Below are 20,418 nucleotides of genomic sequence, written 5' to 3'. Positions count from 1 at the left end.
ATGTCGCCGGACGAGGTGCGCGCCACGACCCGGGTTGCCTCGCCCGACCAGACCTTGCGGTCGGCGGCGACCAACTCGACGTGCAGCTCAGCCACAAACGCCGGACGGGCTGGGGTGCGTCCTTCGTCCTTGTCTGGGCCGGGTTGCCTCGCACGACCCACGGCCGTGCGGTCGCGCGGCGCGAGCGTGTGCGCGCGTGCTGCGGGCGGTCGGGCCGCCGAGGGGCGGCACGGGCGGGTGCAGCGGTCCCGCAGGGGCGGCGCCCCCCGGGACGGCAGTGCCGGGCAGGCACAGGGTGATGGCCGGGACGCCCCCGGTACCACACCGCGGCGGCCGCCGCGTTGCGGCCGGTCAGTGGGCCGGGGGGCGCGTGGGTGGAGCCGTTAGGGTGTGCGGTTACGCGTCAGTAGGAAGCTAGGAGACGTCATGTCCGTGTCGCTGCGTCTGGCCGCCCTGCTCCGGGAGCGAGGGCGGCCGCGCGTCGTCGTCATAGCCGTGGCCGTTGCCGCCGTCGTGCTCGCCGCCTGGGGGTTCTACGCCTTCCGCGATCAGTACGGCGAGCAGACCGACGGACCGCACGGGTCCTACCCCGCCGGCTTCGGCAAGGGTGCCCCCGCGCGGCCCGCCGGGGCCGAGTTGCGGGACGGTGAGAGTTACGGCGTTCTGGGCGGGCTCAGCGTCGATCCGCTCCCCGGGCGCGACGGCGTCAGCGCCCGGTCGCTGCGTACCGGCGACACCTACTGGACGTACCGCCGCGAAGGCGTCGGCCTCGCCGAGGTCGCCCTCGGCAACGGCTTCGGTGACCGGCCGGCCGGCAGCACCCGGCTGCTCGCGCTGTGGTGGGAGGACGGGCTGGTCGTCGCCCTGGACCCGGAGTCGGGCGAAGCCCGGTGGCACGCGGAGGGCACCGAGCCGGCCGGCGGGGCGGTCGGCGAACTCACCGCGGTGGAGGGACGCGGCACCGTGCTCGCGGCCGACGGCGAGGGGATCACCGCGTACGACGGGGACGACGGGCACCGGCTGTGGCGGCACACGCCGCCCGCCGCGTGCCGGCTGGACTCCGGCCAGTTGCACGCGCTGCGCTCCGGGGCCGACCCGGGTGTGTACACCGTCCGCGAGCGGTGCCCCGCCGCCACGGACCACCCCGTGCAGCTGGCCGCCCTCGACGCGGGCAGCGGCACGGAGCGGTGGCGGCTGCCCATGGGCGACTCGCCGGTGCTGCAGGTCGACTCCCATCGGCTCGTCACCCTGTCCTGGGCCGGACGCGGGCGCGGCGCGGTCGTCGAGTACGGAGGCAAGGGGCGGCCCTCCGTCAAGGAGATCGACGTGGCGGACGAGCACACGCTGCGGGACGTGAGCGGTGATCTGCTCACCACCGACCGGTCCGTCCTCCCCGCGCGCCTCGACATGGTCGCCGATCTCGGGACGAGGGGCAGCCGGTGGGTCAAGGCCCCTGCCAGGGGCACGCGGTTCGGGGTGCCGCTGCTGGTGGAGGGTCGGGTCTACGTCGTACAGCAGCCGGAGCGCGCGAAGGCCGGGCCCAACGTGCTGCGGGTGCTCGACGCCGGGAGCGGGAAGCTCCTGCACGAGCTGGCCCTGCCCGACGTCCCCGCCGAGGGGGAGGCGGGGACGCTGGACGTCGTCCAGGTGAGGGACGGGGCGGTCGTCATGCGGCGGGACGGCGGTGGGGAGTTCCGGGCGGTCACGGGGCGGCTCGTGGTCGCGCACTGAGCCGCGCTGAGCCGCGCGGCGCGGGCCGGGGCGGGCCGGGGCGGTCGGTCGGTCGTCGACCGCCGGTCACGACCCCGGGCGTACCGTCACGTCCTGGATCTCCGCGTCCCGCGGGAGGTCGAGCGTCAGCAGGATCGTCTGCGCCACGGACTCCGGGTCGATCCACAGGGCCGGGTCGTACTCCTTGCCCTCCTGGCGGTGGACCTTCTCCTGCATCGGGGTCGCGGTACGGCCCGGGTAGACGGTCGTGACCCGCAGGCCGTTCGGCTTCTCCTCCCAGCGCAGGGAGTCGGCGAGGGCCTTCAGGCCGTGCTTGCTGGCGGCGTACGCGCCCCACTGGGCGTGGGCGTTGAGGCCGGCGCCGGAGTTGACGAAGACGACGTGGCCGCGGGCGAGGCGCAGCTGCGGCAGCAGCAGGCGGGTCAGCTCCGCGGGGCCGACGAGGTTGGCGGCGAGCTGCTCGTTCCAGATCTTGGGCGTGAGGTCGCCGATCGGGCCGAGTTCGACGACGCCCGCGATGTGGAGCAGGGAGTCCAGCTCCTGGGGCGGGGACTGGTGGCCGAACGCCCAGGAGAGGCGGCCCGGGTCCGCGAGGTCGCCGACGAGCGTGTGTGCGCCGGGGTACTCGGCGGCCAGTTCCCTGGCGCGGCCGGCGTTGCGGGCCAGCAGCCACAGGGTGTCGCCTCGGGTGTGGAGGCGGCGGGTCACGGCTGCGCCGATGCCGCTGCTTGCGCCGGTGATCAGGTGTGTCGCCATGCGGTCATCCTGTCACGGGGGTGTGGTCGCGTACCGCTGCGGGGGCTTCGCCCCCGGGCCCCCGTCGCGCCTGCGGCGCTCGTCCTCAAGCGCCGGACGGGCTGGGTTCGGTGCCTTCGCCGTGATGCCTGGTTGCTGGTTTGTCGGCGCTGCGCGCCTCGTCCTCAAACGCCGGACGGGCTTCATGTGGCGTTCCGTCGGCGCCTGCGGCGCGCTTCGGCTTCGCCGAAGTCCTCAAACGCCGGACGGGCTTCTTGTCGCGTTCCGTCGGCGCCTGCGGCGCGCTTCGGCTTCGCCGAAGTCCTCAAACGCCGGACGGGCTGAGGTGCGACCCCTCATCCCTTGCCGTCGGACAGGCGGGGTGCGACCCCTCGCCCCCTTGCCGTCGGGCGGGAGGAGGTACGGGCCCGCGTCAGCCGGTGGGGTCTGTCTCTCCTTCGAGGTACTCCAGTGCCTCCGTCGGGGTCTGGGCGAAGCGCATGAGGTTGTTCAGGGGGAGGGGGAGGAAGCCCTCGGCGTCCATGCGGCGGAACTGTTGTTCCAGGCCGTCGTAGAAGCCCGCTGAGTTCAGCAGGACCACCGGCTTGTCGTGCAGGCCGTGCTTCTTCAGTTCCAGGATCTCCGTGGCCTCATCCAGCGTGCCCGTGCCGCCCACCATGATGACCACCGCGTCCGCGCGGGCGAGGAGTTCGGCCTTGCGTTCCGCGAGGTCGCGGGCGATGACCAGCTCGTCGCAGCCGGCGCGGGCCTTGTCCGCCAGGAACGTCACCGAGACGCCGACCAGCCGGCCGCCGGCCTCCTGGACCCCGTCGGCGACGACTTTCATCAGGCCCACGTCGGACGCGCCCCAGACCAGCGTGTGGCCGCGCTTGCCGAGCAGCGTCGCGAACTCGCGGGCGGGGACGGTGTAACGGGCGTCCAGGTCGGCGGCGGAGAGGAAGACGCAGACCCTCCGGGGGTTCGGGGGTCGTCCCCCGACAGATGCAGTCATGGCGTACACCGTATGCGGGGAATCGCGCGGGCGGGCACGGTGCTGTACCGGGTATGGGTACCCACACGATCACCATCGACGAGAGCACGGTCCACGTCCGCGTCGTACGCGACGGCACCGTGCTCGCGGAGAGCCGCCGGCCGCTCCTGCTGCGCGAGACCGGCTGTCCGGACCGGTACTACCTGCCCGCCGACGACGTCCGCACGGAGCTGCTCGAACCGAGCGACAGCAGTACGTACTGCCCCTTCAAGGGCGACGCGTCGTACTGGTCGGTGCCGGGGGCGAAGGACCTGGTCTGGGCCTATCTGGAGCCGAAGGACGAGGTCGCCGCGATCAAGGGGCTCTTCTGCTTCTACGACACCGAGGTCGTCGGCTGACCCCCGGGCGTCACGGCTTGCGGGCCACCCCCGCGACCATCAGCCGCGTCGTCACCGGCTGACCGCCCGGCACCACGGCGGGGCCCTCGGGGCGCCAGCGGGTGAGCGGGACGACGCCCGGTTCGAGGAGTTCCAGGCCGTCGAAGTACGCCTCGATCTCCTCCTGCGTGCGGAAGCGGCCCGAGCCGAGGAAGCGCAGGAACGTCTTCTCCAGGGTGCGGGCCTCCTCGCCCGAGTCCCAGAAGTGGGAGATCACCAGATGGCTGCCGGACGGTACGGCGGCCATGTACGCGTCCACGACGCCCTTGATGTTCTCCTCGTCGGCGAAGTGGTGGAGGATGCCGACGAGGAGGACGGCGACGGGCTCGTCGAAGTCGATCAGGCGGCGGGTCTCGGGGTGGTTCAGGACGCGCTCCGGATCGCGCAGGTCGGCGGTGATCACCGCGGTGCGGTCGTTCTCCACCAGCAGTGCGTCGCCGTGCGCGAGGACGACGGGGTCGTTGTCGACATACACCACGCCCGCGCCGGGCTGGTGGCGCTGGGCGACCTGGTGCGTGTTCTCCATCGTGGGCAGGCCGGCGCCGAGGTCGACGAACTGCCGGATGCCGGCGTCGGCGGCGAGGAAGCGTACGACGCGGCCGAGGAACTCGCGGTTGGACTGCGCGCGGATCGCGGGCATCGTGGTGCGGATCCGTTCGGCGACCTCGCGGTCCACCGGGTAGTTGTCCTTGCCGCCGAGCAGGGCGTCGTAGACGCGGGCGATGCTGGGCCGCGTGACGTCGATGACGGGACGCTCCGGCTGCGGGTCGGTCAACACGGCCTCCTCGGCTGGGGGCGGCGCGACGCCGCGGCACGCCCTGGCCAGCGCAGCCTAGCCGACACGGCGGCTTGACGGAACGGCGGCCTCCGTCAACCTCCCCGCCGCGGCAGGGGTGTTGACCTGCGGGGCGCTCAGCTCGCGGCGGCGGTCGCGCGGACCGTGGCGGAGATCGTCGCGGAGCCGACGACGCGCGTGCCGTCGTACAGCACGACCGCCTGGCCCGGGGCCACGCCGCGCACCGGCTCGGCGAAGGCGACGCGCAGCTCGTCCGCGGAGACGGGCTCGGCGGTCACGGGCGTCTCGCCGCCGTGCGCGCGCAGCTGCGCGGTGTACGCGCCGGGGCCGGCCGGGGGCGTGCCGCACCAGCGGGGCTTGATCGCGGTGAGGGCGACGACGTCGAGTGCGGCGGCCGGGCCGACGGTGACGGTGTTGTCCACCGGGGAGATGTCCAGCACGTAGCGGGGCTTGCCGTCGCCCGCCGGGTTGCCCAGCCGCAGGCCCTTGCGCTGGCCGATGGTGTAGCCGTACGCGCCGGTGTGGGTGCCCAGCCTGGTGCCGTCCTCGTCGACGATGTCGCCCTCGGCGGTGCCGAGGCGCTTCGCCAGGAAGCCCTGGGTGTCGCCGTCGGCGATGAAGCAGATGTCGTGGCTGTCGGGCTTCTTGGCGACGAACAGGCCGCGGGCCGCGGCCTCCGCGCGGATCTGCTCCTTGGTCGTCTCGGTGTCGCCGAGCGGGAACATCGCGTGCGCGAGCTGGCGGTCGTCGAGGACGCCGAGGACGTAGGACTGGTCCTTGGCCATGTCGGCGGCGCGGTGCAGCTCGCGGGTGCCGTCCCCGTGCGTGACGACCTTGGCGTAGTGGCCGGTGCAGACCGCGTCGAAGCCCAGCGCCAGGGCCTTGTCCAGCAGCGCGGCGAACTTGATCTTCTCGTTGCAGCGCAGACAGGGGTTCGGGGTGCGGCCCGCGGCGTACTCGGCGACGAAGTCCTCCACCACGTCCTCGCGGAAGCGCTCGGCGAGGTCCCAGACGTAGAACGGGATGCCGATGACGTCCGCGGCGCGGCGGGCATCGTGGGAGTCCTCGATGGTGCAGCAGCCGCGGGCGCCGGTCCGGAAGGACTTCGGGTTCGCGGACAGGGCGAGGTGGACGCCGGTGACGTCGTGCCCCGCCTCGGCGGCGCGGGCGGCGGCGACGGCGGAGTCGACACCGCCGGACATGGCGGCGAGGACCTTCAGGGGGCGCGCGGCGGTCTCAGACATAACCCTTACAGGGTACGGGCCCGGCGGAGCGGCCCGTGCTCAGGCGGCCCCCGCCGCCGTCCGCACCAGCTTCATGTACCGGTCCCAGTCCCACAGCGGCCCCGGGTCGGTGTGGTCCGTGCCGGGGACCTCCACATGGCCGACTATGTGCTCGCGGTCGACGGGGATGCGGTGGCGGCGGCAGATGTCGGCCGTGAGCCGGGCGGAGGCGGCGTACATCTTCGCCGTGAACCACTTCGGCTGGTCGACGAAGCCCTCGTGCTCGATGCCGACGCTGCGCTCGTTCCACGCGCGGTTGCCCGCGTGGTACGCCACGTCCAGTTCGCGGACCATCTGCTCGACGTGGCCGTCGCGGGAGCGGACGACGTAGTGCGTGGCGGCCCGGTGGCCGGGGTCGCGGAAGATCCTGAGGGTGGTCGCCCAGTCCGCCTGGGTGACGTGGATCACGACGCGGTCGATGCGGTAGTCCGCGGGCCGGTCCGCCCGCCGCCAGTTCGCGTCGTCGGCGCCCGTCCACTGGGCGGTGGCGTAGTCGAGCTCGCCGGGCCGGCGCGGCTTGTCGTTGCCGGGCACGCGCCACCACCAGCGCGCGATGGCGTCCTTCTGCGCGAGCGCGAGCACCGCGGCCGCGCCGGCCCCGCCGATGATCAGGGCCCTGCGCCCCGACCGGGCACCCCCCGGTTCGCTGTCCATGACCTGATGAACGCGATCGTCCGGTGGGTGGTTCCGTGAAGCGTGCGGGGGTTGCGTCGGTCTCGCGGGGTTACGGCATTCCCGCGGGGTTACGTCAGTCCCGCCGGTTGCGGCACTCCCGCGGGGGTTACGTCAGTCCCGCCGCCCGGGCCCGTTCCACGGCCGGGCCCAGGGCCGCCGCCAGGGCGTCGACCTCCGCCTTCGTGGAGGTGTGGCCCAGGGAGAAGCGCAGGGTGCCGCGGGCCAGGTCGGGGTCCGTGCCCGCGGCGAGGAGGACGTGGGAGGGCTGGGCGACGCCCGCCGTGCAGGCGGAACCCGTGGAGCACTGGATGCCCGCCGCGTCCAGCAGCAGGAGCAGCGAGTCGCCCTCGCAGCCGGGGAACGCGAAGTGCGCGTTGGCGGGGAGGCGGTCGACGGGGTCGCCGCCGAGGACGGCGTCCGGGACCGTGGTCCGTACGACCTCGATCAGCGCGTCGCGCAGCGCTCCGACCTCGCGGGCGAAGTCCCCGCGGCGGGAGACGGCCACGTCGGCGGCGGCCGCGAAGGAGGCGATCGCCGGTACGTCGAGCGTGCCCGAGCGCACGTCGCGCTCCTGGCCGCCGCCGTGCGCCAGCGGTACGGGCGCCCGGTCGCGGCCCAGCAGCAGGGCGCCGACGCCGTACGGGCCGCCGATCTTGTGGCCGGACACCGTCATCGCGGCCAGCCCCGAGGCGTCGAAGGCGACGTCCAGCTGGCCGACCGCCTGGACCGCGTCGGCGTGCATGGGGATGCCGTACTCGGCGGCCACGGCGGCCAGTTCGGCGACCGGCATGACCGTGCCGATCTCGTTGTTCGCCCACATCACGGTGACCAGCGCGACGTCGTCGGGGTCGCTCACGATCGCCTCGCGCAGCGCGTCCGGACGCACCCGGCCGTAGGAGTCGACCGGCAGCCAGTCGACCACCGCGCCCTCGTGGTCGGCGAGCCACTGCACGGCGTCGAGGACCGCGTGGTGCTCCACGGGGCTGGCCAGCAGCCGGGTACGGCGGGCGTCCTCGGCCCGGCGCGACCAGTACAGGCCCTTGACGGCGAGGTTGTCGGACTCGGTGCCGCCGGAGGTGAACACCACCTCGCTGGGCCGCGCGCCGAGCGCCGCGGCGAGCCGCTCCCGGCCCTCCTCGACGGTACGGCGGGCGCGCCGGCCGGCGGAGTGCAGGGCGGAGGCGTTCCCGGTGACGGAGAGCTGCGCCGTCATCGCCTCGACCGCCTCGGGGAGCATCGGCGTCGTGGCTGCGTGGTCGAAGTAGGCGGCCTGGTCCATGGTGACCTCGATTCTACGGCGGCGGGGTACGGCGTCCGCGCCGCCGGCCCCGCCACCAGGTGACCGCCCACAGCGCGTGCACCCCGCCGACGGTGGCCAGGACCGCCGCCCCGTCGAGCCGGTCGCCCGTGCTGCCGCCCGGGCCCAGCCTGCCCGCGGCCTCCGCCAGCAGGGTGTACTCCGCGGGCAGGGTGATCAGCGCGAGGGCGGTCAGGCAGAGGGCCGTGCCGGCGACGAGCACCACGCTGTACAGGCGCACGGCGCGGCGCTCGCGGCGCGGCAGCGGCGCGCTGGGGTCGGCCGGTGCGGGGCGCCCGCGCGGGCGCACCCGGTGGCGCAGGGCGCGCAGGCGGTACGCGGCGTAGGCGCGGCCGTCGCCGTACAGGTCGTGGCAGCGGGTGAGGTCCTGGAGGACGAAGTACAGGTCGGTGCGGGTGAAGACCATGCACTGGAACGGCAGCTGGAGCAGGGAGATCAGCATCAGCGCGGTCAGCATCCGGTGCGCGGCGGTGTCCGGGCCGCCGGGCAGCGCGGCCAGGGCGAGGACGGCTGCGGCGGCGACGGCGAGGTTGACGGCGATGCCGGCGAGATAGGCGGTGAGGCGGTGTCTGCGGGGGGCCAGCTCGATGCCGCTGATGTCCGTCTGCAGGACGAGGAACTGCAGCCGGGTGCCGAAGCGCAGCCGCCCGGGTACGCCGGTGGCCCGGGCGACCGCGAGATGGGCGAACTCGTGGAGCAGCAGCAGGGTCCAGCCGGCGCCGGCGGTGAGCGCGACCACGGCGCTGCCGTGCGGGCTCCACAGCAGGCCGCGGTAGCCGGGCAGCAGCTCGGGTCGCGCGGCGAGGGTCACGCAGGCGGCGAGGACCAGGGCGGCGGTCAGCCAGGGCAGGGCGGGGTGCAGCAGTCCGCGGACGTGCCGCGGGCGCAGCCGGGGCAGTGTGGGGCGGGGCGGCTCGGCCTGGGGGACGGTCCGGTCGTCGATCCGCTCGACGAAGCCGCGTTCGACGAGGGCCCCGGCGAACGCGGCGACGTCGACGTCCTCACCGGTCTCGTCCCGCAACCGCTCCCCCGCCCCCGCGACGCTGCACCCGTCCCGCAGCAGCCGCAGGGCCCGCATCCCCACCTCGGGCAACGCGACGAACTCCCCGGTCTCCAGCCGCCCGACGACCCACTCCGCGCCGTCGCGCCGCGCCTCAAGCCGATGCAGGGCGATCCGGCTCCCGGCCCGGATCGCGATCTCCCCGGACGCCTCGGACGTCATGCGGCCACCCCGATCCCCCGGGGGGACGGCGCCTCCGGCGGCTCGCCCCGGCGATCCGGGGGCTCCGCCCCCGGGCCCCGTGGGGGCGGGGTGGCTGAGCGAGCAGGGCCGCGGCGGGCGGGCGGACACCACGCCCCCGGCACGGGACACCGGGCAGCCGGGGGCTCGGCCCCCGGGCCCCCGGGGAATGGGACACCTGAGTGATGGGCGCCGGCGCGAACTGGCTCACCCCGCCACGGCGCCACGGGCGGGGTACGGCGCGGAGAGGGCCCTGGGACCGCTGCCCCCAGACCCCGCAGGGACACCGTCCCCGGGCCACCCGGGGGTGGCATGACTGAGTGAGCCGGGTCGGAGCCAGTCGGCGGACACCACCGCAGCACCTGCAGTCGATGGCTGCGCCACACAGGAGAACCCGGAGGCTCCGCCCCCGTATCCCCCGTGGGCGGGATGGCCCGGACAGCCGGGCCACGGCCGGCCGACTGACACCCCCGCAGCGCCACGGGCGAGGTGTCGCACGGAGGACGACCGCAGGACACCACCACCAGACCCCGTGAGGACACCACCGCCAGGCCCTGTGAAGGCTCCGCCGCCAGACCCCGTGAAGGCTCCGCCGCCAGACCTCCTGGGGGCTCCGCCCCCAGACCCCCTGCCGCCGGGGTGGCCCGGACAGCGGGCGCGGGGCGCGGCGGCCGGCGCCACAACCGCTGCGTCCGCTGCGCCGGCGCATTGTGCGGCGTGCGCCACCCGCCGGAGCAGCCGGGCTTCGACCCCGGGCCCCGGGCGGGGCGGGACAGCGCGGGGGTGCAGGGCCGGGGGGCGTTGTCTGCGGCGTGGGGGTGGGCGGTCACTTCGGGGTGTCCGCGCAGGCTGGGCAGGAGGGGCGGCGGGGGAGGTCGAGGAGGACCTCGTCGCCCGGGGTGGAGAGGTTGAAGCCGTAGCGCAGGCCCGGGGGGAGGGCGGGGATGCCCGTGAGGAGGGACAGCGCGCCGTGCGTCATCAGGGCGCCGGAGAGCGTGGCCGTCACCGCGTTGACCGGGTTCCACGGGAGGTGTGCCGTGGCGCGTTCCTCGGCGACCCCCGCGGGCAGCCCGAGGTCGGCCGACTCGTACTCGCCGTCGTGCACGCACAGCCAGCACGGCCCGCTCCCGGGCCGGAAGACCCCGGCCGTGACCAGCGGCCCGCTGTAGCCGCCGTCCACCCACGGCAGCCCCGCGTCCAGACACGCGCGGTTCGCCCAGCGGCGGATGTGGGCCGGGCGGTCCGCGGCCAGGATCAGCAGGTCGTAACGGCGGGGCGGCGCGAGGAGCGCGGCGAGCCCGTCGGCGTCCGTGATCCGCCGGACCTCTCCCGACACGCGCGCGTGGGAGTTGAGCGCGCGCAGCCGCGAGACGCCCGCCTCCACCTTGGGGCGGCCGATGTCCGCCTCCGTGTAGAGCAGTTGCCGGTTGAGGTTCGACAGCGACACCGTGTCGTCGTCGACGACGTGCAGGCCGCCCACCCCGGAGGCGACCAGCTGCTGCGCGACCGCACCCCCCGTGCCGCCGAGCCCGATCAGCAGCACCGAGGCCCGCTTGAGCAGCACCTGCGCCTCCCAGGCCGAGGCCCGCGGCGTCGTGTCGAGCCACCGCAGCAGCGTCATCCCGCGGCCGTACCGCTCCGCCTCGCGCTCGGAGAGCGCCGCGGGCCGCCCGGCGGCCGCGTCCTCCACGAACCCGGCCTCGTACAGCGCCTCCAGCGCCCCGGCGACGTCCGCCGCGCCGAGGTCCGGATGCCGGGCGCACACCGCCGCCGCGATCTCCGCGACCGCGCGCGTGCCGTCCGCGGACTCCACGACGTCCCAGATCCAGCCGTCGGGATCCTCGATCTCCGAGGCCGTCCCGTACACCACCCCGCCGATGCGGATGTTGCCGGCGTCGGTGCGGTAGCCGCGGTGCTCCGGCTTGATCCGGGGCCGCGCGAGATCCTCGACCGCCATCCGGCCTCCGCCAGTTCACGGGACGCGCTCTTGCGGGTCCGCTCCTTTGGTGATGCCGTTGATGCTGTCATGCCAACAACAGCCCGCACCAGTACGGGAGGAACCATGAAGGAGATCAAGATCCGCAAGCTGGACAAGAAGGAGACCACCGGCGGCAGCAACGCCAACGGTGATTGACCAGGAGGAGTCGACTGCCACCCGGCGGACCGGCCGCCCGGGAGCGGACACCGACCGCTACCCCGTCGTCGACGACCTCGTGCGCGCCGCACGCGAACTCGCGGACCGGCACCCGCGGTGGTGCGAACTGCGCACCGTGGGCCGCTCCCGCGGCGGCGACCCCCTGTGGCTGCTGTCCGCCGGGAGCGGCCCCGCCGAGGTGCTCGTCGTGGCCGGCCCGCACGCCAACGAACCGGTCGGCGGCGCCGCCGTGCTGCGCCTCGCCCGCCGGATCCGCGAGGACCGACGGCTGCGCGCCCGCGCCCGCTGGCATCTCCTGCTGTGCGTCGACCCCGACGGCGCGCGGCTGAGCGAGGCGTGGGCGCGGCGGCCCGGCCTGCTGCGGGACCAGTTCCGCCACTACTACCGGCCCGCCGAGGACGCCCAGCCCGAGTGGCTGCCCGCCGACGGCGGCCCGCCGCTGCCCGAGACGGCGGCGCTCACCGCGCTGCTGGACGAGCTGCGCCCGGTCGCCCAGTTCTCCCTGCACGGCAACGATCTGGGCGCCGCGTGGGTCCAGTTGACGCATGACGTACCGGAGGCGGCGCGGCTGCTGGCCCGCCCCGCCGCGCGGCTCACCCTGCCGCTGGCCGGCCCGGGGCACGACACGCACCGCATGCCGCATCCGGCGCCGGGACTGTTCCTGATGCGGGCCACGGACGGCTTCAACGGCCATGTGCCGCGCTCCGTCTGGACGTACCCGCTGCGCCACGGCACCGTGTCCGCCGTGGTGGAGGCACCGGTGTGGACGGTGCCCGGGATGGACGACACCCGGCCCGCGGCCGATCCGCCGGGCGTCGTCGCCGAGGTGGTGCGGCTGCAGCGTGCGCAGTCGCGGCAGGTCGCCGAACTCGTCGAGCGGGCCCGCCCGTTCTGCTCGGGGCCGGTGTTCTCCGGCGCCGCGTGGTCCACGGGCGTGCTGGAACCGAGCGCCGCCTGGTGGGAGCGGTACGCGGCGCCCGGACTGCGGACCGCGGCCGGCGAGCTGATGCTGCGGATGACCGGCCGGCGATTACCCCTGCGCTCGGCCGCGCTGCTGGCCCGCGCCCTGCGGGAGACGGGGACCGCCGGGTCGGAGGGTCTGCGCGACGCGGCGGAGCGGCTGGCGGACGGATGGGCGGACGCGTACGAACGGGAGTTCCGCCCGCGCTGGATCCCGGTGGAGCGGCAGGCTCGACTGCAGGAGGAGTTCGTCGTCGGCCTGGTCGAGACGCTGACGTCGTGAACGCGGGTGGCCGCCCGCCGCCCCAGGTGCCCCGTCGGCACTCCCCGGGAACATCCCGGCAGGTATCGGAGTCCGCCCGCTTAAGCGGCGTTTCCCGGCCATACGGGATGGGCAGGGCTTGTCACTGTGCTGACCAACTCCCAGGGCTATCCCACGGTGGACGATCTCGTACGCGGAGCCCGGGAGGTGGTTCGCCGCCATCCGGAAGTGTGCGGCCTGCGAGAGGTGGGGCGCTCCCGCGCGGGCGATCCGCTGTGGCTGGTGTCCGTGGGGGATCCGGGGCCCGGCGACCGCAACATACTCGTGGTCGCGGGCCCCCACGCGAACGAGCCGGCGGGCGGCGCGACAGCCCTGCACCTGGCCGCCGTGCTCTCCCGCGAGCCGCGCCTGCGCTCCGGTCTGACCTGGCACTTCCTGCTCTGCCTGGATCCGGACGGGGCGCGGATCAACGAGGGCTGGGTACGGGAACCGGGGGATCCGGCCGACTACTTCCGCGGTATGTACCGCCCGGTCACCGACGGCCAGCCGGAGTGGCTGCCGCCGGCGGGCCGCGCGCCGCTGCCCGAGACGGCCGCGCTGGTCCGCCTGCTTAACGAGTACCGGCCGCTGGCGCAGTTCTCGCTGCACGCGAACGACGTCGGCGGCACCTGGATCCAGACCACGGAACCCCTGCCCGCCGTGGCGGCGATGTTCGCCAAGACCGCCACCGAACTCGACATCCCCCTGGAGATCGCCCCGTTCGACGCCTTCCACATGCCGAGCCCCGCGCCCGGCGTCTTCGTGATGCCCGAGCCGGACGCCTCCGCCTCCGGCGTACCCCGCAACGACCTCTCCGCCCGCTCCACCTGGTTCCATCCCGTACCGGGCGGCACGGTGACCGTGCTGATCGAGGCGACGCAGTGGGCGGTGCCGGAGATCGCGGACGCCACGCCGGTCGCGGATCCGCCGGCGGAGCTGACCCGGCTCGTGGCCGGATTCCGGCGGCGTACGGCACGGCTGGCGGAGCTGGTCGAACTGGCTGCTCCCTGGCTTGATTCGGACCATGTGCGCCGGGGCCCGCTCGCCGCCTCGGCGCGCTGGGTGGCACAGGGCTGCGCGGAGATCGCCGACGAGTGGGCGGGCGGGCTCGCCGCCGCGAGCCGCGCCGCGCTGGCCCGTACCGCCGGGAACGCGGCGGCGCTGCGGCTGACCGCGCACCGGCTGTCGCTGCGGGCGGCCGGCATGCTCGCGCGGGCGCTGCCGCCCGGCCGCGACACGGACGGGGTCCGCCGCGCGGTGCTGGGGCAGTTCGACGCCTGGTACACGGAGTTCGAGGCGGAGACGAAGCCGCGCTGGGTCCCGGTGCGGGACCAGGTGGAGCTGCAGAGCCGGACCATCCTCGCGGTGGCGGCGGATCTGGACGGGGTGCGCGGCTGACCCGTCTGCCCCAGACGGCTGCCCGCTCCGGTCGTATTCGTCCCGGTGCCGTGACGGCCCGGAACGCTTAGGGTCGCCCCGTACGCGATCTTCCGCGTGGGAGGAGACCGATGCGGTTCTGCCTGCTCGGCCCGCTGGACGTGCACGACGGACCGGCCGAACGGCCCCTGACCGGCACCAAGGCCCGTGCGCTGCTGGCCTTCCTGCTGCTGCACGCCAACCGCGCCGTCCCGCTCGGCACGCTGCGCTCCGCGCTGTGGGGGCAGGACCCGCCGGCGACGGCCTCCGCCTCGCTGCACAACCACGTGTCGCGGCTGCGGCGCGCACTCGGCGCGGACGGCCCGTCCCGGCTCCGGGCGACGCGCGGCGGTTATCTGCTGGCGGTGGGCGAGGAGGAGCTGGACAGCGAGGTCTTCACCCGCCGGCTCGCGGGTGTACGGGCCCTGCTGCCGGCCCGCGACTGGGAGTCGGTGAGCCGGGAGGCGGCCGGGGCGCTCGCGCTGTGGCGGGGCGTGCCGCTGGGGGATCTGCCGGAGGACTTCCTCGGGCACGAGCAGGTCCAGCCCCGCGTACAGGAGTTATGCGAGACACGGCTGCTGGCGCTCGAGTGGCGGGTCGACGCGGAGCTGGAGCTGGGGCGCTACGGCCCACTGGCGCCGGAGCTGGCCCGGCTGGCCGGGGAGCATCCGCTGCGGGAGGTGTTCCACCGGCAGCTGATGGTCGTGCTGCACCGGATGGGCCGGCAGGCGGAGGCGCTGGCCGTGTACCAGCGGCTGCGCCGGACCCTGGTCGACGAACTGGGCGTCGAACCCGGCCCGGAGGTCCGTGCGGCGCACCGGGCCGTGCTGACGGACCGCGGGAGCGCGGGCCACGCCGCCGGTCCGCCGCGCCGGGCGGCGGCGCCCCCGCCCGCCCAGCTGCCCGCCGGTCCGGCCGAGTTGTGCGGCCGCAAGGCGGAACTGGAGGAGCTGGTGCGGATGCTCCGGCCGGCCGCCGGGTCCGCCGGGCCGCGGACCGTGGTGGTCTCCGGTATGCCGGGGGTGGGCAAGAGCGCGCTGGCCGTCCACGCCGCCCAGCGCCTGCGCGACTGCTTCCCCGACGGCCAGCTGTACGCCGACCTGCGGGGCTCCGCACCGGGCGCCGGGCGCGACGCGCACCGGCTGCTCGCCCGCCTCCTCGGCGATCTGGGCGCGGGCGGGCGGCCGTTACCGGAGCTCGTGGAGGACCGGGCGGCGCTGTTACGGTCCGCGCTCAGCGGCCGGCGCGTGCTGCTGGTCCTCGACGACGCCGCGAGCGCCGCGCACGTCGCCCCGCTGCTGCCGGGAGGCGGCGGCTGCGCCGTCCTGGTCACGAGCCGCCGGATGCTCACCGACCTGCCCGCGACGGGACGGCTGGAGGTGCGGCCCCTGGACGACGAGGGCCGCCGGTCCCTGCTCTCCGCGCTGTGCGGTACGCCCCGCCTGGAGGCCGAACCCGCGGCGGCGGAGCGGATACTCACCGCCTGCGACGGGCTGCCGCTCGCCCTGCGCATCGTCGGCGCCCAGCTGGCGGCACGGCCCGGCTGGCCGCTCGGGGCCGTGGCCGCGCGGCTGGAGATCCCGCGCGGCCGGCTGGGCGCGCTGAGTGCGGGCCGGCTGACCGTACGCGATGCCTTCGCACCGGACTACGCCGCCCTGCGGGACGGGCCCGCCGCGGCGGAGGCCGGCCAGGCGCGGGCCTTCCGGCTGCTGGGGCTATGGCCCCGCCATCCTCTCTCGGTCGAGCCCGCCGCCGCCCTGCTGGGCCTGCCCGTGGACGCGGCGCGGGAGCTGCTGGAGGGGCTGGTGGACGGCCATCTGTTACGGACCCCGCGGCCCGACCGGTACGCCTTCCACAGCCTGCTCGGCGAGTACGCCGCCGAGCGCGCCGCCGCGGAGGAGCCGCGGGCCGCCCGGACGCAGGCCCGGCTGCGGCTGCTCGTCTGGTACACGGCCGCGGTGACGAAGGCGTACGCCGTGATGGCGCCGGACGCGCATCCGCTGCCCGCGCCGGGCGCCGAAGCCGGCGCCCCGCTGCCGGAGTTCGCCGACGAGGGGCAGGCGCTGGCCTGGTGTGTGGCGGAGCTGCCCGCGCTGTCGGAGGCGATCCGGTGGGCGGCCGGCTACGGGCGCTCGGAGCTGGCGTGGCGGATGGCGGCCGGACTGTCGGTCTCCGCCCGGGCGGTGTGGTGGGCCGGCGGGTGGGAGCGGTGCGTGGAGCCGGCGCTGCGCGCCGCGGAGCGGCAGGGGGACCTGGCCGGCCAGGGCTGGCTGCACACCGTGCTGGGGCTGCTGCGCACCCGCGCCCAGCGGTACGACCTGGGACTGGACCATCTGTGGACGGCCCGGCACTGCTTCGCGGACGCGGGCGACGCGGCGGGACAGGCGATGGTCTACGCGGAGCTGGCCCGGGTGTACCGGCGGCTGGGCCGCTACCCCCGGGCGCTGGAGCTCACGCGGCGCGCGGCGGCTCTGTACCGCCAGGCGGGCGCCGAACTGCGGGATCCGGGAGGGAGTGTGGCGGTGGCGGACTGAGGGGGTGCGGTGCAGCGCGCTCCCGGCCGCGCGGCTCGGGGAAGCAATGACCGTCGGGCTCGGCGAAGCCAGGACCGCCGGGCTCGGCGAACTCTTCAGCGCCGGGTCCGGCGAACTCCCGGCGCCCCGGGAGCCTCAGGAGCATCACGCCGTACAGCTGGTCCGCCGGGCAGTAGCCCCACCGGCGGGAGTCCTCCGAGCGCGGATGGTCGCCGCGCAGCACGAGCATCCCGGCGGGCACCCGGGCGCCGGGCGCCGTCCCGCCAGGTCCGGCCACCCAGTCCGGCACGGGGTCGCCGGGCACGGCGACGACCCGTTTGACGTACCAGCCGCGGGCGTTGAGCGGTTCGGCGGGCTCCCGCCAGCCGGTCGCCGGGTCGGGGCGCGGGACGACGACGATCCGGCCGCGGCGGACCGTGCGCGGGCCGCGCAGCACGAGCAGGACGTCGCCGGGCAGGAGCGTCGGGGTCATGCTGCCGCCGCGGACGGTGACCGCGGCCAGCCGCCGGCGTGCGAGCAGCGCTCCCCCGGCCCCGGCGAGCACGGCCGCCAGCACGGCGCGCGCGACGGCGGTCATCCGGCGGCCACCGGGGTCGCCGGGCCGGGGTCGGCCCTCGTCGTCCGGTCCGGCGCCCGGCCGGGATCAGCCGCCGGCGCCGGTGTCTCCGCCGGCTCCTCGCGGTACCCCGCCGCCTGGGTGCGGAACAGCCGGGCGTAGATCCCCTCGGGACGCGCCATCAGCGAGGCGTGGTCGCCGCGTTCCCGGATCCTGCCGTCCTGCACCACGACGATCACGTCCGCCCGCCGCACCGCGCCGAGCCGGTGCGAGACCAGCACGCTCGTGGCGCCCTCGCGCAGCTCGCGCAGGCGCTCGTGCACGGCCTCCTCGGCGACGGCGTCGAGCCCGGAGCTGGGCTCGTCCAGGATCATCAGGTCCCGGCCCTGGCGCATCAGCCCGCGCGCGAGCGCGAGGCGCTGCCACTGGCCGCCGGAGAGGTGGACGCCGTGCGCGGCGGTGTCGGGGTCCTCCTCACCCGCGTGGAAGAGCCTCGACAGCATGGTCCGGTAGCCGGCCGGCAGCCGGACGATCGCCCCGTGGATCCCGGCGCGTTCGGCCGCGGTACGCACCCGCTCCTCGTCCTCGACGGCCGTCAGGTCGCCGAGGGCGATGTTCTCCGCGGCGGTCAGGTCGTACGCCATGTAGTCCTGGAACACCGCCCCGATGCGCGAGCGCAGCTCGGCCACCGGTACCTCGCGGATGTCGACGCCGTCCCAGAGCACCGCGCCGCGCTGCGGGTCGTACAGCCGGCACAGCAGCTTGACCAGGGTGCTCTTGCCGGCGCCGTTGAGCCCGACCACGGCGACGCTGGTGCCGTGCGGGATGGTCAGGCTGACGCCGCGCAGCACCCACGGGGCGTCGTCGTGGTAGCGGAACCAGACGTCGCGCAGCTCGATACCGCGGGCCAGCGGGGCGAGTTCGCGTTCGGGCAGCCGGGGGGCCCGGAGGTCGTCCGTCACGTCCAGGACGGACAGGTAGTGGTGGAAGACCAGGGCCGCCTTGTGGCCCTGGGCGAGGCTCTGGACCAGGATCCCCAGCCCGGACTGCAGTCCCGCCAGGGCCGCGATGAAGACGGACACGTCGCCGAGCGTCAGCGCGCGGGTGGCGGCGGCGTGCACGGCCCACAGCAGTCCGCCCGCCGACAGCAGCGCCCCGAGCACGGCGAGCGCCACCTGCACGCGTACGGCGCTGCGCTCCAGCCGGTCCTCGGCGCCGTTGGTGGCGCGCAGTTCGGTGAGCATCCGGTCGTGCAGGAAGCGGCCCAGGCCGAAGAGGCGTACCTCCTTCGCGGCCTGGAGGTCCGTCAGCAGCATCTGGTAGAAGAGCTTGCGCCGCATACCCGGGCTGGTCTGCCACATCATCCCGGCCTGCCGGCGGCTGAGCGCGAGATGGGCGAGCAGCGCGGGAACGGCGGCCAGCAGGGCGGCGCCCGCCATCACGGGGCTGATGGCGAGCAGCGAGCCGAGGAAGCCGGCGATGCCGAGGGCGCCCTGGAGACTGGACAGGGCGGCGCCGACCAGCTGGTCGGGCGCGTTCTCGGCGGTCTGCTGGGCCAGGCGCAGCCGGTCGTGGAAGCTGGGCTGCTCCAGCCGGGCGAGGCCGCGCAGCCGGCCCACGGCGGTGAACAGCCGGTCCTGGGCGAGCAGTCCGACGGCGCGCCGGGTGCGGCCCTGGGCGTACAGGGTCAGCGCGGTGGTGGCCGCCATCACGACGCCCAGCGCGCCGATGCCCGCGGCCAGCCACGCGAGGTGGGCGAACTCGGGTCGGGGGCCCGCCAGTTCGTCGAGGACGGCCTTGGTCAGCCAGGCGACGGCGACAGGCGCCGTACCGCCGACGAGGGCCGTCACGGCCTGCAGGAGCAGCATGCCGGGTGCCGCGTGCCAGGCCAGCGCGAGGGCGGCGGCGAAGCCGCGCGGGACGGAGGCGGTCCCGGTCAGGCCGGTGTCCGGGTCGGGCGCGCTGCCGGGGGCGGGCTGGACGGGGTCTGGCTTCACCGGGCCGGGCTTCACGGGGCCGCGCTTCACCGGGCCGCCGTGAGGGCGCTCGCGTCCATCGCGGCCAGGCCGATCCCGGCCGCCCGGGCGGTGCCGTCGGCGCCGTAGCGGGCGAAGCCGGGGTAGAACAGGACGCCGAAGAGACGGCTCAGCGGTTCGTCCAGGGACTCCGCGACGGCGAAGTCCGCCAGCTCGGCGACCCGCGCGGCCAGTTCGCTGCCGGCGGAGTCGATGCCGACCACGGTGGCGAGGACGGCGCCCCCGTCGGCCCGCAGCTCACGGGCGCGGGCGGCGAGTTCGGGAAGGCTGTCCTCGCAGCCCCCGCAGTCCAGCGACAGGAAGGCGACGAGGAGTTCGCGCCCGGCGACGTCGGCGGCGGAGACGGTCCGGCCGTCGACGGTGACCGCGGTGAAGTCCGGCAGCCGCGAACCCACCTCGATGCCCAGCGGCGGCAGCTCCTGCGGCACACCGGGGTCCGCGGCCGGCTGCGTCGTCGCCGCCGGGGCGGGGGCCGTACGGGCGCGCCAGCGGCGGACCACGGCCAGGGTCAGCGCGGCGTTGACCGCGGCCACCGCCGCGACCAGGGCGATTCCTGCTACCAGGTACTGCACGGGGCGTCCTTTCCCGGCTCGGCGCCGGTCACCGGCCGCCGCCCCCGGGCACGCCCACGGCGGGGGCCCTCAGGAGCACGGCGATGTCGTCGGTGAACACGATCAGGGTGGTCAGTACGGCCGCGGCGGCGACGGCGAGCAGCGCGCCCGGGACGTCGTCGACGCCGGCGGCGCCGCTCAGTTCGAAGTACGCGCCGAGACCCGCCGCGGTCAGCAGCGCGCCGTTGCGCACGATGTGCAGGGCGCCCAGGGGGACTTCGCGTACGCCGAAACAGGCGCAGCTGACCGTCTCGCCGCGGGCGACCACCAGGACGGGTACGGCGGTCAGCGCCGCCGTCAGCGGTACGGCCGCCGCGAAACCGGCCGCGCCGGTCGCGGGCACCGCGAGCAGCCCGGCGACGAGCAGCTCCACGGCCGGGACCAGCACCGCGAGGGGCCGCCGCAGCGGCCGGGGCACGAAGGTGAGGTCCGTGAGCGAGGCCGCGAAGGCCCGCGGGGCGCGGAGCTTGGCGGCGGCCGCGAGGAGCAGCACGGCGACGAGCGTGAGCCGGCAGGCGAGCAGGACGTACGGCACGGCGACTCCTCCCGGGGAGCGTGCGGGTGGGGCCGTGGCCGCCCCGCGCGGGACCAGGCGTCGCCTAGCCCCCGTGTCCCTCCACCGCGATGCCCGGCACCACCTCAT

The 20,418-nt window shown here is 75.6% G+C and carries 17 protein-coding genes and 1 pseudogene; 5 read left to right on the top strand and 13 right to left on the bottom strand.

Annotation, left to right across the window (positions count from 1 at the left end):
• A pseudogene (locus tag AB0M28_RS34520) lies at positions 1-95 on the bottom strand (F0F1 ATP synthase subunit epsilon); the annotation flags it as partial.
• Positions 96-426: 331 nt separating this feature from the next.
• Here AB0M28_RS34520 and AB0M28_RS34515 point away from each other — a divergent pair.
• The gene (locus AB0M28_RS34515) at positions 427-1,731 is read left to right on the top strand and encodes a PQQ-binding-like beta-propeller repeat protein (RefSeq protein ID WP_365413712.1); all 1,305 of its coding nucleotides are present in this window, start codon (positions 427-429) and stop codon (positions 1,729-1,731) included.
• A gap of 66 nt (positions 1,732-1,797) precedes the next feature.
• Here the strand turns inward: AB0M28_RS34515 and AB0M28_RS34510 are convergent, their stop codons facing one another.
• Positions 1,798-2,487 (bottom strand): SDR family oxidoreductase, encoded by a 690-nt coding sequence (locus AB0M28_RS34510; RefSeq protein ID WP_365413710.1) that lies wholly within the window; start codon positions 2,485-2,487, stop codon positions 1,798-1,800.
• 412 nt (positions 2,488-2,899) lie between these two features.
• Positions 2,900-3,478, bottom strand: a complete 579-nt coding sequence (locus AB0M28_RS34505) for a TIGR00730 family Rossman fold protein (protein ID WP_365413708.1) — start codon at positions 3,476-3,478, stop codon at positions 2,900-2,902.
• Between the two features lie 53 nt (positions 3,479-3,531).
• On the opposite strand from AB0M28_RS34505, the gene AB0M28_RS34500 reads away from it, so the two are divergent.
• Positions 3,532-3,855: a DUF427 domain-containing protein gene (locus tag AB0M28_RS34500; RefSeq protein WP_365413706.1), complete on the top strand. Its 324-nt coding sequence runs from the start codon at positions 3,532-3,534 to the stop codon at positions 3,853-3,855.
• A gap of 10 nt (positions 3,856-3,865) precedes the next feature.
• Here AB0M28_RS34500 and AB0M28_RS34495 read toward each other — a convergent pair whose 3' ends face one another.
• The 6 genes from AB0M28_RS34495 to AB0M28_RS34470 all read right to left on the bottom strand — a co-directional run bounded on the left by AB0M28_RS34495 (position 3,866) and on the right by AB0M28_RS34470 (position 11,163).
• Positions 3,866-4,669, bottom strand: a complete 804-nt coding sequence (locus tag AB0M28_RS34495; protein ID WP_365413704.1) for an SAM-dependent methyltransferase — start codon at positions 4,667-4,669, stop codon at positions 3,866-3,868.
• Positions 4,670-4,806: 137 nt separating this feature from the next.
• Positions 4,807-5,934: a tRNA 2-thiouridine(34) synthase MnmA gene (mnmA, locus tag AB0M28_RS34490; protein WP_365413702.1), complete on the bottom strand. Its 1,128-nt coding sequence runs from the start codon at positions 5,932-5,934 to the stop codon at positions 4,807-4,809.
• Between the two features lie 39 nt (positions 5,935-5,973).
• The gene (locus tag AB0M28_RS34485; RefSeq protein ID WP_365413700.1) at positions 5,974-6,627 is read right to left on the bottom strand and encodes an N-acetylmuramoyl-L-alanine amidase; all 654 of its coding nucleotides are present in this window, start codon (positions 6,625-6,627) and stop codon (positions 5,974-5,976) included.
• Between the two features lie 127 nt (positions 6,628-6,754).
• The gene (locus AB0M28_RS34480; protein WP_365413698.1) at positions 6,755-7,927 is read right to left on the bottom strand and encodes a cysteine desulfurase family protein; all 1,173 of its coding nucleotides are present in this window, start codon (positions 7,925-7,927) and stop codon (positions 6,755-6,757) included.
• 13 nt (positions 7,928-7,940) lie between these two features.
• A complete protein-coding gene (locus AB0M28_RS34475; RefSeq protein ID WP_365413696.1) occupies positions 7,941-9,188 on the bottom strand; it encodes a hypothetical protein in 1,248 nt (415 codons plus the stop codon).
• An 844-nt stretch (positions 9,189-10,032) separates the two neighbouring features.
• A complete protein-coding gene (locus AB0M28_RS34470) occupies positions 10,033-11,163 on the bottom strand; it encodes a ThiF family adenylyltransferase (protein WP_365413694.1) in 1,131 nt (376 codons plus the stop codon).
• Between the two features lie 169 nt (positions 11,164-11,332).
• Here AB0M28_RS34470 and AB0M28_RS34465 point away from each other — a divergent pair, with 169 nt between their 5' ends.
• The 3 genes from AB0M28_RS34465 to AB0M28_RS34455 all read left to right on the top strand — a co-directional run bounded on the left by AB0M28_RS34465 (position 11,333) and on the right by AB0M28_RS34455 (position 16,572).
• Positions 11,333-12,604 (top strand): M14 family zinc carboxypeptidase, encoded by a 1,272-nt coding sequence (locus AB0M28_RS34465; RefSeq protein WP_365413692.1) that lies wholly within the window; start codon positions 11,333-11,335, stop codon positions 12,602-12,604.
• A 126-nt stretch (positions 12,605-12,730) separates the two neighbouring features.
• Positions 12,731-14,020 carry a M14 family zinc carboxypeptidase gene (locus tag AB0M28_RS34460; protein ID WP_365413690.1) on the top strand — a complete coding sequence of 430 codons (1,290 nt, stop codon included), beginning with the start codon at positions 12,731-12,733 and terminating at the stop codon, positions 14,018-14,020.
• Positions 14,021-14,130: 110 nt separating this feature from the next.
• Positions 14,131-16,572 (top strand): BTAD domain-containing putative transcriptional regulator, encoded by a 2,442-nt coding sequence (locus AB0M28_RS34455; RefSeq protein ID WP_365413688.1) that lies wholly within the window; start codon positions 14,131-14,133, stop codon positions 16,570-16,572.
• On the opposite strand, the gene AB0M28_RS34450 is transcribed toward AB0M28_RS34455, so the two are convergent.
• Genes AB0M28_RS34450 through AB0M28_RS34435 form a run of 4 tightly spaced genes read right to left on the bottom strand, consistent with a single transcriptional unit; the run spans position 16,490 to position 20,310 of the window.
• The gene (locus AB0M28_RS34450) at positions 16,490-17,149 is read right to left on the bottom strand and encodes a S26 family signal peptidase (protein ID WP_365413686.1); all 660 of its coding nucleotides are present in this window, start codon (positions 17,147-17,149) and stop codon (positions 16,490-16,492) included. The genes AB0M28_RS34455 and AB0M28_RS34450 overlap by 83 nt on opposite strands.
• Positions 17,146-19,125: an ABC transporter ATP-binding protein gene (locus tag AB0M28_RS34445; protein WP_365413684.1), complete on the bottom strand. Its 1,980-nt coding sequence runs from the start codon at positions 19,123-19,125 to the stop codon at positions 17,146-17,148. Before AB0M28_RS34445 ends, AB0M28_RS34450 begins: the two co-directional genes overlap by 4 nt.
• Before the next feature lie 26 nt (positions 19,126-19,151).
• Entirely contained in the window at positions 19,152-19,736 is a 585-nt protein-coding gene (locus AB0M28_RS34440) for a redoxin domain-containing protein (RefSeq protein ID WP_365413682.1), read from the bottom strand.
• 28 nt (positions 19,737-19,764) lie between these two features.
• Positions 19,765-20,310 (bottom strand): MauE/DoxX family redox-associated membrane protein, encoded by a 546-nt coding sequence (locus tag AB0M28_RS34435; RefSeq protein ID WP_365413680.1) that lies wholly within the window; start codon positions 20,308-20,310, stop codon positions 19,765-19,767.
• Positions 20,311-20,418 lie beyond the last annotated feature (108 nt).

Source organism: Streptomyces sp. NPDC051940 (genome assembly GCF_040680895.1).
In the GTDB taxonomy this organism is placed as follows: domain Bacteria; phylum Actinomycetota; class Actinomycetes; order Streptomycetales; family Streptomycetaceae; genus Streptomyces.
The sequence above is the reverse complement of the archived record's forward strand: the minus strand, read 5'-3'. Positions and strand labels throughout refer to the sequence as shown.

What these genes read in the sequence shown, in the direction of transcription:
- AB0M28_RS34515 (WP_365413712.1), top strand. Translation starts at nt 427, where the DNA reads ATGTCCGTGTCGCTGCGTCTGGCCGCCCTGCTCCGGGAGCGAGGGCGG.
- AB0M28_RS34510 (WP_365413710.1), bottom strand. Translation starts at nt 2,487, where the DNA reads ATGGCGACACACCTGATCACCGGCGCAAGCAGCGGCATCGGCGCAGCC.
- AB0M28_RS34505 (WP_365413708.1), bottom strand. Translation starts at nt 3,478, where the DNA reads ATGACTGCATCTGTCGGGGGACGACCCCCGAACCCCCGGAGGGTCTGC.
- AB0M28_RS34500 (WP_365413706.1), top strand. Translation starts at nt 3,532, where the DNA reads ATGGGTACCCACACGATCACCATCGACGAGAGCACGGTCCACGTCCGC.
- mnmA (WP_365413702.1), bottom strand. Translation starts at nt 5,934, where the DNA reads ATGTCTGAGACCGCCGCGCGCCCCCTGAAGGTCCTCGCCGCCATGTCC.
- AB0M28_RS34485 (WP_365413700.1), bottom strand. Translation starts at nt 6,627, where the DNA reads ATGGACAGCGAACCGGGGGGTGCCCGGTCGGGGCGCAGGGCCCTGATC.
- AB0M28_RS34480 (WP_365413698.1), bottom strand. Translation starts at nt 7,927, where the DNA reads ATGGACCAGGCCGCCTACTTCGACCACGCAGCCACGACGCCGATGCTC.
- AB0M28_RS34475 (WP_365413696.1), bottom strand. Translation starts at nt 9,188, where the DNA reads ATGACGTCCGAGGCGTCCGGGGAGATCGCGATCCGGGCCGGGAGCCGG.
- AB0M28_RS34470 (WP_365413694.1), bottom strand. Translation starts at nt 11,163, where the DNA reads ATGGCGGTCGAGGATCTCGCGCGGCCCCGGATCAAGCCGGAGCACCGC.
- AB0M28_RS34455 (WP_365413688.1), top strand. Translation starts at nt 14,131, where the DNA reads ATGCGGTTCTGCCTGCTCGGCCCGCTGGACGTGCACGACGGACCGGCC.
- AB0M28_RS34450 (WP_365413686.1), bottom strand. Translation starts at nt 17,149, where the DNA reads ATGACCGCCGTCGCGCGCGCCGTGCTGGCGGCCGTGCTCGCCGGGGCC.